General features: G+C 39.3%; 11 protein-coding genes, 1 tRNA gene and 1 pseudogene. 3 read left to right on the forward strand and 10 right to left on the reverse strand.

What is annotated here, in order from left to right:
- Nucleotides 1-297 precede the first annotated feature (297 nt).
- Nucleotides 298-1,347, reverse strand: coding sequence for an NADP(H)-dependent aldo-keto reductase (locus FTV03_RS06495; RefSeq protein ID WP_180040589.1), 1,050 nt, complete (start codon nt 1,345-1,347; stop codon nt 298-300).
- Nucleotides 1,348-1,549: 202 nt separating this feature from the next.
- Nucleotides 1,550-2,260 (reverse strand): cAMP-activated global transcriptional regulator CRP, encoded by a 711-nt coding sequence (gene crp / locus FTV03_RS06500; RefSeq protein ID WP_180040591.1) that lies wholly within the window; start codon nt 2,258-2,260, stop codon nt 1,550-1,552.
- 148 nt (nt 2,261-2,408) lie between these two features.
- On the opposite strand from crp, the gene FTV03_RS06505 reads away from it, so the two are divergent.
- Nucleotides 2,409-2,837 (forward strand): OsmC family protein, encoded by a 429-nt coding sequence (locus FTV03_RS06505; protein WP_180040593.1) that lies wholly within the window; start codon nt 2,409-2,411, stop codon nt 2,835-2,837.
- 133 nt (nt 2,838-2,970) lie between these two features.
- A pseudogene (locus FTV03_RS17925) lies at nt 2,971-3,249 on the forward strand (ATP-dependent helicase); the annotation flags it as partial.
- An 84-nt stretch (nt 3,250-3,333) separates the two neighbouring features.
- On the opposite strand, the gene FTV03_RS06510 reads toward FTV03_RS17925, so the two are convergent.
- From FTV03_RS06510 to efp, 8 genes are all read right to left on the reverse strand, one after another.
- Nucleotides 3,334-4,143, reverse strand: a complete 810-nt coding sequence (locus FTV03_RS06510) for a phospholipase D-like domain-containing protein (protein WP_180040595.1) — start codon at nt 4,141-4,143, stop codon at nt 3,334-3,336.
- Nucleotides 4,144-4,512: 369 nt separating this feature from the next.
- Nucleotides 4,513-4,589, reverse strand: a tRNA-Val gene (locus tag FTV03_RS06515).
- 32 nt (nt 4,590-4,621) lie between these two features.
- The gene (locus FTV03_RS06520; RefSeq protein ID WP_180040597.1) at nt 4,622-6,634 is read right to left on the reverse strand and encodes a DUF3488 and transglutaminase-like domain-containing protein; all 2,013 of its coding nucleotides are present in this window, start codon (nt 6,632-6,634) and stop codon (nt 4,622-4,624) included.
- 3 nt (nt 6,635-6,637) lie between these two features.
- Nucleotides 6,638-7,543 carry a DUF58 domain-containing protein gene (locus tag FTV03_RS06525; protein WP_180040599.1) on the reverse strand — a complete coding sequence of 302 codons (906 nt, stop codon included), beginning with the start codon at nt 7,541-7,543 and terminating at the stop codon, nt 6,638-6,640.
- Nucleotides 7,544-7,555: 12 nt separating this feature from the next.
- Nucleotides 7,556-8,512: a MoxR family ATPase gene (locus tag FTV03_RS06530; RefSeq protein ID WP_180004888.1), complete on the reverse strand. Its 957-nt coding sequence runs from the start codon at nt 8,510-8,512 to the stop codon at nt 7,556-7,558.
- Nucleotides 8,513-8,740: 228 nt separating this feature from the next.
- Nucleotides 8,741-9,043 carry a YbdD/YjiX family protein gene (locus FTV03_RS06535; RefSeq protein WP_078190160.1) on the reverse strand — a complete coding sequence of 101 codons (303 nt, stop codon included), beginning with the start codon at nt 9,041-9,043 and terminating at the stop codon, nt 8,741-8,743.
- 13 nt (nt 9,044-9,056) lie between these two features.
- A complete protein-coding gene (locus tag FTV03_RS06540; protein ID WP_078190161.1) occupies nt 9,057-11,159 on the reverse strand; it encodes a carbon starvation CstA family protein in 2,103 nt (700 codons plus the stop codon).
- A gap of 194 nt (nt 11,160-11,353) precedes the next feature.
- Complete coding sequence (gene efp, locus FTV03_RS06545; RefSeq protein WP_067762759.1) at nt 11,354-11,923, reverse strand: elongation factor P; 570 nt, start codon at nt 11,921-11,923, stop codon at nt 11,354-11,356.
- A gap of 388 nt (nt 11,924-12,311) precedes the next feature.
- On the opposite strand from efp, the gene epmB reads away from it, so the two are divergent.
- Nucleotides 12,312-13,328, forward strand: coding sequence for an EF-P beta-lysylation protein EpmB (gene epmB, locus FTV03_RS06550; RefSeq protein WP_180040601.1), 1,017 nt, complete (start codon nt 12,312-12,314; stop codon nt 13,326-13,328).
- Nucleotides 13,329-13,337: the final 9 nt, after the last annotated feature.

Genomic DNA, 13,337 nt, shown 5'->3' on the forward strand with positions numbered 1-13,337 from the left:
GTTCAAATGGCTATTCTACGTTTGATTGGTTTTGGAAAAAAAGAAGAATTTAAGAAAGTGCTAGCAATTTTAAGAAAGAAAAAGCCTGATAGGACAAGGATCCTATGAAATTTGTCGTGTACAGAGTACTTTATTATATTGTTTAAATACATATGTATTTTTAGGCAATTTTCTTGTCAACTCAACTGACTTTCTGACAATAAAATTCAATGATTTTCCATTTGCTTAAATAATACAAATGTCAAAAAAGCCCACATTTACATGCAGGCTTTTGCTTAATCCACTAAAAAGTTCAGCTTAAGGTGCAGGATTTGGCTGTTGGCGATGAATAGCTTCAATCCCTTTTAAAATGTCTTCTGATAAATTCACCTCAAAAGCATCAATATTTTCTTTCAACTGATCTAGATTTGTCGCACCAATAATTGTACTGGTGACAAAAAATTGCTGCTTAATAAATGCTAGTGCTAACTGTGTCAACGTTAAACCATACTGTTCAGCCAATTGTGCATATTGTTCTGTTGCCCATTCACTCTCCGCATTTGAATAGCGGCTGAAGCGTGAAAATAGTGTCACTCGAGCATTGGCAGGACGTGCACCATGACGGAATTTACCTGTTAGATAACCAAATGCTAAAGGTGAATATGCCAATAAGCCCACGCCTTCGTAGTGTGCAATTTCAGATAAACCGATTTCATAAGTACGATTCAACAAACTATATGGATTTTGCACACTGACAATTTTTTCTAAACCATGCTTTTCTGCAAGTTGTAGGAATTTTAACGTTCCCCATGGCGTTTCATTAGATAGTCCAATTGAGCGAATTCGACCTTTTTTAACCTCATGACTTAAAGCAACTAATGTTTCTTCTAAATTGGTAATAGTTTGCGTACTGTTTGCTTCGGCATTGCCATAACCCAATTTACCGAAAAAGTTGGTTGGACGTTGCGGCCAATGCAACTGGTATAAGTCAAGATAATCTGTTTGTAAGCGCTGAAGAGAATGATCCAGTGCAGACTCAATTTCCGAAGCAATAAATTTAGTTTGCCCGTCACGAATATGACTACCGCCTTGTGACGGCCCTGCAATTTTTGAAGCTAAGATTAATTTATCACGTCCACCGCGAGCTGCAATCCAGTTACCAATAATAGTTTCAGTTGAACCTTGGGTTTCAGGTTTTGGTGGGACAGGATACATTTCTGCAGTATCCCAAAAGTTAAGACCACGCTCTAAAGCATAATCCAGTTGCTCGAAAGCTTCTGCTTGGGTGTTTTGTTCACCAAACGTCATAGTGCCTAAACAAATTTCTGGAACTAAAATTCCGGTATGGGCCAATGGTTTAAATTGCATGCCACAAATTCCCTCTTTATTTTAAATATCAATATATAAGTCACGAAGTAGCTTACCTAAGATATCGGCTTTGTTTAAATCATAATTTTCTGTTTACTTGTCAAAAAATGTGAGAAAAGCTTGTTCAGATATAATAGTGAGAAATGAATAGACATAAAAAAAGCAAACCCCTGAGTTTGCTTTTTTTGATTTAGAAGAATGATTATTCTTCGTCGTCGAAATCATCTGAAGCCAATTGGCTTTTATCTTCAAGCGATGCATCAAAAATTAGAATCGCTTTACCATCAGTTTCAATCATGCCTTGTTCTTCAAGTGTTTTTAGAACACGACCAACCATTTCACGGGAACAACCCACGATACGACCAATCTCTTGACGAGTAATACGAATCTGACGACCATTTGGCAAAATCATTGCTTCAGGTTGTGAAGATAAATCAATTAAGCAACGTGCAATACGACCTGACACGTCAATAAACGCAAGGTCAGTGACTTTCCGTGTCGTATTTTTAAGACGACGTACAAGCTGTGCAAATACCGCATAACTTAAGTCTGGGTATTGTTTGCTTAATTCATGAAAGTTTTCATAGGTAATCTCAGCAATTTCACATACATCACGCGTACGCACTTCTGCAGTACGCTGTGCATTTGCTTCGAATAGACCCATTTCCCCAAAAAAGTCACCCGCATTTAAGTACGCAACCACAATTTCACGCTCATCATCTTCGCGTAAAATGATAGATACTGAACCCTTAAGAATTAAATACAAAGATTTAGATTCTGAGCCCGCATCAACGATTGTTGTACGTTTTGGGTAACGATTGATATATGCACGTTTTAATAATGCCTTCACCGACTCAGGTAACTGCCCCGGAGATAGCGCATCTGTGCTAAGTTGTGAAAAGTTTGAAGTCATGCTAACAGTTTCCGAATATGGATAATTTATAGATCGCACAAGACCTAAAGTGAACTTGTCACACGTAAGAGTTGAAATTCCTTATCAACTCAATTTATGTTAGTGTACAGGTACTGCGTAAATTTATAGCTTTTTTTAGGGACTTGCAATGCAAACTAGTGTTCATTGGCTAGAGAATGTTGCTTTTGAAGCAAAAACTCAAAGTGGTCACACTGTTATGATGGATGGATCACAAGAATATGGCGGTGAAAACCGTGGTCCGCGCCCAATGGAACTGATTTTAACAGGACTTGGTGGTTGTGCATCTTTCGATATTGTGACGATTTTAAAGAAAGCACGCCAAGACATTACCGATGTTCGTTGTGAATTAAATGCAGAACGTGCCGACACTATTCCTGCTGTATTCACTAAAATTCATTTGCACTTTGTAGTCACTGGTCATGGCGTGAAGGAAAAGCAAGTTGCAAAAGCGGTTGAACTTTCTGCTGAAAAATACTGTTCTGCTAGTAAAATGCTGATGGATGGTGGTGTAGAAATTACCCATGACTTCGAAATTTTAGAAGCGGAAGCTGTTTAAAAATTAAACTCAAAGCTTGCATAGATTAGCCCTAATTCTTGTTAGGGCTTTTTTATGTTTGAGAATTTACTAATTTGTGAGGAAATAGATTGGGAGTTGTAGGCAGTACCTTTGTGATATTTCTAAGCTGCCGATAACCGCTTTAGAAATTCTCGAAGTGCTTGAACTGGGCCCTGCTTTGGTAACTGCTCCTTTACGAGTTACGGCAAGTGCTTGGCCAGATGAAGCAAAGAAATAGCAGCACGTAGAAAAGCTTAAGGTCATTGCAATTATCGGAACGCCTAAAGAACGTGAAACCACACTTCGCCAAAAAGCCCACGTGGACACAATCAATTATGAAAACTTGCTATGGCTCATTGAATACCTTGGTAGCAATTGGAAATTCAACAAAGTGGTTGCAGATGAAAGTACATAGCTAAAAGGCTTCCGTGTACTAGTGTGGCAAAGCGCGACGCTAGACGGAAACTTTAAAAAAATGGCTTAGTGTCCTTTTTAGTTATTTTCTAGGTAAATCTTCGATAAGTTTAATAAATTCATCTGCAAATTTTTCTGCTTGCTCTCTTTGCTCTATCACAGCTATATTTTCATTATTAAATGAAGCTTTGACTGTCCAATTAAAAGAACCAGTAATAACTTTTTTTAGATCTATGATGCAAAATTTATGATGCATTAAATTTTTAAAACCCCCATTTAGAGGAGCTATTTTATAATATTCTATTTCTGACTTTTCTATTTCCCCCCCTTTGCTGTTTGTTAACTCATCATCATTTACCACTATTCGAACATTTACACCTTTTTTATGTTGTTTATATAGTGCCTCTGCAATTGGACGAGACGTTATCCATGCCACAGCGACCCAAATGGAATACTTTGCTGAACGGATTTGCTCTATCACTTGCTTTTCAATATCTTCAAAAACTGGAATAACTGAAACACTTTCAGGAAGATCTGCACCAGAAATCTTATAAATACCGTCTGCATTCCTGACCAATTCATATTTATCATATTTCAAAATTTTGTTTAACTCTTTCGCTGTTTCTTCCGAAGCGTTGTTCTCTCTTTCATCCACTAAAATTTCAATCAAGTTTCTTAATTGGTTACTTCCGTTTATTTCTAAAAGTTTCTTTTTGGCAAAATCTTTTCTTGCGCCAAAAAGCCCCTGAGCATTTAAAAACCAATAATCGTCCCGAAACTCAACGGCATTAAATAGCTCTACAAGAGCTGGACCACTTCTATAGCTAGGTGATTTTTCTATTCCCAGAACAATTGAGACTATCGATAAAACAGAAAGATCTGATATTTTCATTCTTAAAAAAGCCCCATTCAATGGGGACTATTCTATTTAATATTCAACATTTTGGCTATTACAGATAGCCGTCGGGTGTAATACGTATTTATCAATATATCGAATATTTTATGTCCCGTGACCTTTGCCAATATTTCTACGGCTACCATTGATCATAATTTCATTATAAAACGTTGCACCGCGATTGCGAGGTTGCACTAATTTCATGACGTAAATTCTAAAATTCTTGACGTAAATCTAACTACATAATCGGCATAAATAGCGATTTTGCAGTAAGTACGGTTAAGCTATAATTTTTTTGTGGGCATAAAAAAAGGGCTTTAAGCTGTTGTTTTAGCTTAAAACCCTTATAACATATAGTTTGAATATTGGTAGGTTTAACCAGATTCGAACTGGTGACCTCTACGATGTCAACGTAGCGCTCTAACCAACTGAGCTATAAACCTAGAATGCGTAGAATCATATTCATTTTTATTTTTTATGACAAGCCCTTTTCTGACTTTTTTAAACTTTGCGTACAAGTTTTAAGCAATAACTTAAAACATTGAATATCTTGAGAACTTAGCGGAGTACCTACGTAAATTTCCTGCTCAAATAACCTAATAGCTTGTTCAAATGAACGCCTTTCATGTTCAGGTACATTTTCTGCCAAACGTTGTAACCAATGCCGAAAACTTTCAGAAGTCAATTTTTGCTGGCTCAAGGGTAAATTCTTTGCGAAATTGGTAATTTCTCTTTCAAGCGGGCTTAAACTTTTTCTTTTTTTCCGCAAAATCCATATAAAATATAATGCTACAATGCCACCAATACTCAAAATAAGAATTAAAACACCTGCATAAGCAGAATTTGTACCTAGCTTTTTAAACCATTGTTGTTGAGATTGAGCATTATAGCCCACCACTTTGCTTTGCCATTGGTAACTCGCATAATCACTCCATACACGGACTTTTTTCAACATCGAAAATTGTTGATAGGCCCAAGTAGACTGCTGGCTCCCAAAAATTGTCCGATCTTGTTCCATATAATCCTGCATCCCACCATCGATACGCTGAGGTGCGATCATGGCTGTAGGATCAATTCGACGCCAATGTTGATTGACATAAACCTCTGTCCACGCATGTGCATCAAGTTGACGAACTTCCCAACTTTTTCCATCTGGTGCTAATTGACCACCTTGATATCCCACGACAATACGCGATGGAACACCCACATAGCGCATCAACATTGCAAAGCTCGAAGCAAAATGTTCGCAAAAGCCCTGTCTTGATCCGAATAAAAAATCATCTATCCGATTTTGCCCCAATACACCTGGGCTTAAGGTATATGCAAAGCGATTTTGTTTATACCATTGCAAAACTTCTGCAATATAACGCTCAGGATTTTGATGACTTTGCTGCCATAAAGTTTGGGCCAATTGTTGTGATTGAACATCCAAGTTTTCAACATAACGTGTGTTTAATTTTTCAAGTAAAGTCACATTTTTTATTTGTGGCGGCTCTGCACTTCCTAACCATTTCAGTTGAATCGGCTCCGTACGTGCTGATAATCGGTAGGGTGTAATTCGACCATCTTGACCTAAAGCAAAACGTGCTTCATTGGGAACGGATTGCTCCAACGACATAATCCACATCACACTTGGGTCGGCAGCCAAATATTGATAATTCAATGTCCGTTTGGGTTTTAACTCGGCTGGATTCAGCTGTATAACGTTCTGGTTAAAAAAATGACTGGTCCATTTAGCACCATCATATTCATCTAATGCCATCGCCCGCCAATACAGCTCTGTACGTGGTGGCAAGGCTTGGATATCACCGATTATACGAAAAGCCAAACTACTCGACTGTGATAACTCAGCAATATCGCCCGGAGACATGCTGTCACTGATCCCCGTTGTGGCTTTATTTTCAGGAATAGGAATGTGCCATAGCGGCGGGAGGCGTGGAAAAAAGAGAAACAATAAGATAAAGAATGGAACAGCTAGGGCAATAAATTTTCCCACATGCCCAATATCTTGTTTAATCGCTTGTACTTCACCGCCTGAGTTTTGGCTAAAACCAACGGTCTGTAAACGGTATAATCCAATAAAACAGCTCAACAACGCCAATAAAATAACCAATGCCATGGCAAAAGACTGGCTAAACAAAAAGCTACTGGCAATCACAAACATCGCAAAGTTAAATAAAATAATCACATCACGACGTGTTTTTGTTTCTAAAGATTTAGCAAATAAAAATGTACTGAGTACTGCAACCCCTGCATCAACACCAATAAAGGTTTTATGGCTTATATAAATGCTAAATAATGCTGTCAATGTCAGCACATAGGTTAAAATTTTAGAAAATGGTTTTTTACTGGCGCGGGTATTGAGTAATAAAATAAGCCAAATGACTAAAAATACTAATGATGTCACCACTGGTATATAAAGCATTTGCGCAATGAGCACCAAAGCTAAAGTGAGTAGTATGGAGCGGCGTATGGTATTTTCAATCATAAATCAAGCCTGCGCCAATAACCGTTTAGCTTCGGAAAAATGCAGTGCTCCAGTGCCTGATGCTAACTCAGCATTAGGTAAATACAGTGCATATTGATCGTGATTTTGCTCAGCCTGCTCGACCAAACCCATCATAAGGCTAAGTTTTTCTTCATGACTTTGAGCTGGCATATGGTGATAATGAATCTCCAATTTCTTTAGATCTTCATATTGTTCAAAGACTTTGACATATAAGCCTTGTCCACGTGCTGCTTGTTTCCATGACACCGCATGAAGTGAATCCCCCGCCTGAAAACTGCGTAATTCCCGAAATTCATCAAAATCAGGTTCAAAATTTTGCTGTTGTTGCTTATTTTCAACGGAATGCAAACTGGCTTGTGGCGCAACCCACGCAGGTTGCTGTGCATACAAATACGTCCAGGCCCGAACTAAACCAAAGGGATAAACACTATAAATTTGTATGGGTGGAATCTGAAAAACACCGCGTTGGCTGGTTGTAAAATTTAACTGGAAACAGTGCTGTTGCTCATTGACTAATATTTTATGTAGCTGATTTTCCGTTTTAATCCACAAATATCTCGCCTGTTCAGCATCTTGCTTAAAGTAAATTTCAACCGAAAGTAATTCCCCAGCTTGCGGGATATCAACAACATTTATTTGAATCTGCAACGCATGAAGCTGCTTAAAAGTAATATAGAAACTAATACTCAATACGGCGCTAATTAAAAAGCAAAAGCCTAAAATCAAATTATTGGCATAATTCACACCTGCAATAAAAGTGATGAAAATTAATACCAAATACAAGTAGCCTTGCTGATAGATAAAGATCAAGACATCTTTTTGAGTCAGCTGCTTGTGCTGATCGATTTTAAATCGACGTTCAATCCATTGCTGCCACATTGAAGCCAAGGTTCAACTCCTTTATTGGATCGAAACTTGTTCTAAAAGCTTAAAGGCTTCAAGATCTGACAACCCAATTCGATGAGATACCACAGCTGTAAAAACGGCTTGTACATCGTCAGGATTCACATAATTTCGCTGCTCAATCAGCGCATAGGCTTGCGCAGCTTTCTTTAAGGCTAAAACACCACGAGTAGAAAGACCATGTCTCCCCTTACGTGTCTCAGCAGCAAGATCCAAAATGTAATCCATTAAACGATCACTCAGATGTATCTGCTCGACAAACCCTTGTAGTTGTAAAATTTCTGCTTCATTAAAGATATGTGCTAATGCCGCAATCAGATCATGGCGTGAAGTTTGTTGGAGCAATAATTTCTCTGCCTGACGCGATGGATAACCTAAAGACAAACGCATTAAAAACCGGTCCAACTGGGACTCAGGTAAGGCATAAGTACCACTTTGAAATAAAGGGTTTTGTGTCGCAATCACCCAAAATGGTTGAGGCAAAGCATAGCGCACACCATCAACCGTCACATACCCCTCTTCCATCGCTTCCAATAAAGCACTTTGGGTCTTTGGACTACAACGGTTGATTTCATCTGCCAATAAAATTTGGGTAAAAATCGGCCCAGATTTAAACTCAAAATGATGTTCTTTTTGATTAAACATATTTACCCCAATCACATCGCTGGCCAGCATGTCATTGGTAAATTGAATCCGTTGAAACTTTAATCCCGCTAAATGTGACAAGGCGCTAGATAATGTCGTTTTTCCTAAACCAGGTAAGTCTTCAAATAGCACATGCCCACCAGCCAATAGACAAGCTAAAGCCAATTTGGTTTGCTGGTTTTTATCCAAAATAATTTGGTTAATTTGTTCGAGGAATGTATTTATTTTCGGGTAAAAAGGCGCAAGGCTCTGCTCACTTAAAAGCGTTGATGTATTATTTTGTTGGCTTTTCTCTGATCCCCAAAACACCTTTTATTCCCCAATAAAAAAGTTAAATGAATGACTAACATACAGGGTTTTATTTAAAAATACAGTGTTTATCTCCAAGCCATACCCAGTTCAATACTTTAAATACATACGCTTGATATTTATTGAGTATACAAAAGCGTTGTTTTCGCTTCGACTGATCACAATTCAGCAATAAAAAAGCGTCCCGAAGAACGCTTTTTTATTGGATTTTTAGCACAAGTCAAAGCATTAGCAAGGACACTTCTTCATGTCACCACCAGCTGATGGATAACGTGCATCTACACAGTGACGATAAAATGTTTTTGCATCCATCGCTTCCAAATCAGGATGATGTTTTGCCATATGTTCCAAATAGTTTTGGTAATCTGGCACACCCACCATCAGGCGGAAGCTTTGCTGTAAACGTTGCCACAACGTCGCAATACGTGACCAATTTTTCGGGTTCAGAATTAGATCCTTCTGCGACATAATGGTCATTTTAATGATTTTATAAATCACCGTTTTTCCACTTTTTGCAAACTTCAGGTTCATTCATATTCCCCTATTAATGTGCTGAATTCGACGGATTAATTTCAGCTGGGTCACGGTAAATCGCTTCTGCTTCATTCACCGATGGATTTGGATTTGCCAAAGCACGACGCACCACACCAATCGCTGCAAATAACATCACAAATGCCACAATCATAAAGAATGCACAAAGACCGGCATTGATTTGATTCGACAATGCAACCGTATGCATTTCAGCCATGGTTTTCGCAGGTGCCAACAATTCATTTTTCGCAATTGCTGCATTAAAACGATCTGCTTGAGCCAAGAAACCAATCTTTGGATTTTCGTGGAAAATCTTCTGCCAACCAGCGGTCATTGAAGTAATAAACAAGAATACTGTTGGGATAATCGTTACCCAAACATACTTTTGTTTTTTCATCTTGAATAAAATCACTGTACCCAAGATCAAAGCCATCGCAGCGAGAATTTGGTTACCAATACCAAATAGCGGCCATAAGCTATTAATACCGCCGAGTGGATCCACAACACCTTGGTAAACGAAGAAGCCCCAACCTGCAACAGCCACCGCTGTACCTAACAGATTTCCGAAGAAATTATGTGAGTTTTTAACCGCAGGAACTACGATACCCACTGTATCTTGCACCATGAAACGACATGCACGCGTACCTGCATCCACAGCAGTTAAAATGAAGAGTGCTTCAAATAAAATCGCAAAGTGATACCAGAACGCCATCATTGAACGGTTATTGAAAATTTCCGTAATAATGTGAGCCATACCAATCGCAAATGTTGGCGCCCCCCCTGTACGAGACAGAATCGAGTTTTCACCCACTTCTTGTGCAAGTAAGGTCAATGCTTCAGGTGTTACCACGAAGCCTAATGTACGTACTGCTTCCGCAGCAGATTCAACCGTTGTACCAATCACCGCTGCTGGCGCATTAATCGCAAAATACACACCAGGTTCAAGAATCGTTGCACAGACCAAAGCCATGATCGCAACAAAAGATTCCATCAACATGCCGCCATAACCGATCATGCGAATATCTTTTTCATTATTCACAAGCTTCGGTGTCGTTCCTGAAGAAACGAGCGCATGGAAACCTGAAATTGCACCACAGGCAATGGTAATAAACAAGAATGGGAACATTGAGCCTGCAAATACAGGACCTGTACCATCAATAAAATGCGTTACCGCTGGCATTTTCATCTCAGGTAAAGCAAACATGATCCCGATTGCTAAACCTGCAATAACACCAATTTTCAAGAAGGTAGATAGGTAATCACGTGGTGCAAGCAGTAACCAAACAGGTAATACTGATGCCACGAAACCATAACCAATCAACCACCAAGTTAATTCAGTACCTGAAAGTGTAAAGAATGGCCCCCAGTACGGATGCTGTGCAATGTCGCCACCATAGATAATCCCAGCCATCATCAGTACAAAACCAATGATCGACACTTCTGCAATTTTACCCGGACGGATAAAGCGCATGTAGATACCCATGAAAATCGCAATCGGCACTGTTGCAGCGATACTGAAAACACCCCACGGACTGTTGGTCAACGCTTTTACAACAACCAAAGCAAGTACCGCAAGAATGATGATCATCACGCCAAGTGCACCAAGCATCACGATGATTCCAGCAAAAGAACCTAGTTCTTGTTTTGCCATTTCACCGAGTGAACGACCATCACGACGCGTCGAGATGAATAAGACTAAAAAGTCTTGAACCGCACCAGCCAGTACAACACCCACCAAGAGCCAAATTGTTCCCGGCAAATAACCCATTTGCGCAGCAAGGATCGGTCCAACTAAAGGGCCAGCACCTGCAATCGCAGCAAAGTGGTGACCAAATAGAACGCTTTTATTGGTCGGTACATAATCCAATCCGTCAGCTAAGCGATGGGCAGGCGTTAAACGTCGCTCATTCAGTTCAAAGACTTTATTGGCAATAAATAAACTATAAAAACGATACGCAATGCTATACACACAGATTGCTGCAAGGATCAGCCAAACTGCATTGACATGCTCGCCTCGACTGAGTGCTAGTATACCGAATGAAACGGCACCTAAAATGGCTACAAACAGCCAGATAATCTTTGAAGCCATTCCTGACTTCGGTTGAATGGTTTCCATCTCAATCCCTCATAAATGTTGAAATAAATCAGCTTGATTTTTCTTGTTCGAGGTACTGCTGTTTCTTCCCTTGAAACTCTACTCCTGTTATGGGCTTTTTCATCTAATACTTTGGCATAAAAATTTAAACCAATAGGTATAAAAAAAGGGATGAATCACTTCATCCCTTTCGATAATAGTCTATTTTTAAACCATTATGCACGTTCTAAATAGTCACCAGTACGGGTGTCTACACGAACGCTTTCTTCTTGCTGTACGAATAATGGAACACGTACAACTGCACCAGTTTCAAGCTTAGCCGGTTTACCGCCACCGCCTGAAGTATCACCACGTACACCTGGATCAGTTTCAACGATTTTTAATACAACGAAGTTTGGCGCGCTCACAGTTAAAGGAACACCGTTCCAAAGCATGATTGTGCAAAGTTCATTTGAGTCATCTTTCAACCATTTAGCCGCGTCGCCCATAGCAACTTTATCAGCAGCGATTTGTTCGAAAGATTCTGGATCCATGAAGTTCCACATTTCACCGTCGTTATACAAGTAGTTCATTTCAACTTCTTGGATGTCAGCAGCTTCTAGTGAATCACCAGATTTGAAAGTTTTTTCTAAAACTTTACCAGTTTTAAGGTTACGTAATTTTACGCGGTTAAAAGCTTGGCCTTTACCTGGTTTTACGTATTCGTTTTCCATGATTGAACATGGGTTACCGTCAAGCATGACCTTAAGGCCTGACTTGAAATCATTCGTAGAATAATAGGCCATGACTGGCTCACTCCAAACTTACTAACTTTAATCTATAGATGCTATGGGCTGTAACATGTCATTTAGCAAGTACTGACTGTAACATTGGCTGCCACATGCACATTAATGTGATATTGCGTATTCTAAATGACCAATGCACCATGTCGCAACGAAAAAATCCCCATTAAAGGGGTCAAGCTGCTTAACTTACACTCAGACATTAAAGAACTTTGTTTATACAATGCCCACAAACAGGTAAAATTGCTGTTGACTGAAACTTAATAAATGTTTCGTAGGCTTCATCCGTTGTGAGCTTTATCGGAATTATTTCAGCTTACACTTCAAAGTTCGACGCATTAATTTCAGCAATATTCCCCCACTCACCTTTCTGCATTTTTAAACAATCGGCATGATAAACTATTTATTTCAAGAGCAAAACTGGCAAACTCAATTGAGTGATTTGATTACAAATCCTCAAGAATTACTCGATGTATTAGAACTTTCGCATGATCAGTTATTATCAGGTCCTCAGTTCGCAGCAGATGAGTTTCGCCTACGCGTGCCGCGCGCTTTTGTCGAAAAAATGCAAAAAGGTAATCCGCTCGATCCGCTTTTACTCCAAGTCCTACCGCATCATTTGGAACTTGAAGAACACGCCGGTTTTGTTACCGACCCATTAGGTGAAGAACAAGCCAACCAACAGCCTGGTGTATTACATAAGTACAAGTCTCGATTTTTACTGACCTTAACCGGCGCCTGCGCGGTCCATTGCCGTTATTGTTTCCGCCGACATTTTCCCTACCAAGAAAACCTGCCTAAAAATGACGATTGGGCAAACATTAAGCAATATATCGAACAACAATCCGATATTAATGAAGTGATTTTAAGTGGTGGAGACCCGCTCACACTATCAAATCGTAAACTTCAAGTGTGGATTGAACGTTTATCGACTTTGCCACAAATTAAATTTTTGAGAATTCATTCACGAGTTCCTATCGTAATCCCCAACCGTGTCGATGAAGAGCTGGTTTCTATTTTAAAAAACAGTAGGCTACGCATTATTCTAGTGGTACACTCAAATCATGCATCAGAGCTAGATGACTTCACGTGTAGCCAGCTTCAACAGCTTGTCAAACAAGGAATCACCGTGCTGAACCAAGCAGTCTTATTAAAAGGGGTTAATGATTCTGCAGATGTATTGGTCGATTTAAGTTACCGCTTATTCGACGCAGGTGTAATGCCATATTATTTACATGTTCTGGATAAAGTAAAAGGTGCTCATCATTTTGATACACCAGCTCAGGATATTGATTTAATTTATAAAAAAGTTTTAGAGAACCTACCAGGTTATTTGGTTCCTAAACTTGTACGGGAAATAGCGGGCGAAAAAAACAAGACACCGCTTTTTGGGGCTTCAACTTTTTGAGTTAAATAA

Origin of the sequence: Acinetobacter sp. YH12218, assembly GCF_013417925.1 — a bacterium.
Classification (GTDB): Bacteria; Pseudomonadota; Gammaproteobacteria; order Pseudomonadales; family Moraxellaceae; genus Acinetobacter; species Acinetobacter amyesii.

Excerpts from the sequence above, each read along its gene's own strand:
- FTV03_RS06495 (WP_180040589.1), bottom strand. The coding sequence starts at position 1,347 with ATGCAATTTAAACCATTGGCCCATACCGGAATTTTAGTTCCAGAAATT.
- crp (WP_180040591.1), bottom strand. The coding sequence starts at position 2,260 with ATGACTTCAAACTTTTCACAACTTAGCACAGATGCGCTATCTCCGGGG.
- FTV03_RS06505 (WP_180040593.1), top strand. The coding sequence starts at position 2,409 with ATGCAAACTAGTGTTCATTGGCTAGAGAATGTTGCTTTTGAAGCAAAA.
- FTV03_RS06510 (WP_180040595.1), bottom strand. The coding sequence starts at position 4,143 with ATGAAAATATCAGATCTTTCTGTTTTATCGATAGTCTCAATTGTTCTG.
- FTV03_RS06520 (WP_180040597.1), bottom strand. The coding sequence starts at position 6,634 with ATGATTGAAAATACCATACGCCGCTCCATACTACTCACTTTAGCTTTG.
- FTV03_RS06535 (WP_078190160.1), bottom strand. The coding sequence starts at position 9,043 with ATGAACCTGAAGTTTGCAAAAAGTGGAAAAACGGTGATTTATAAAATC.
- FTV03_RS06540 (WP_078190161.1), bottom strand. The coding sequence starts at position 11,159 with ATGGAAACCATTCAACCGAAGTCAGGAATGGCTTCAAAGATTATCTGG.
- efp (WP_067762759.1), bottom strand. The coding sequence starts at position 11,923 with ATGGCCTATTATTCTACGAATGATTTCAAGTCAGGCCTTAAGGTCATG.
- epmB (WP_180040601.1), top strand. The coding sequence starts at position 12,312 with ATGATAAACTATTTATTTCAAGAGCAAAACTGGCAAACTCAATTGAGT.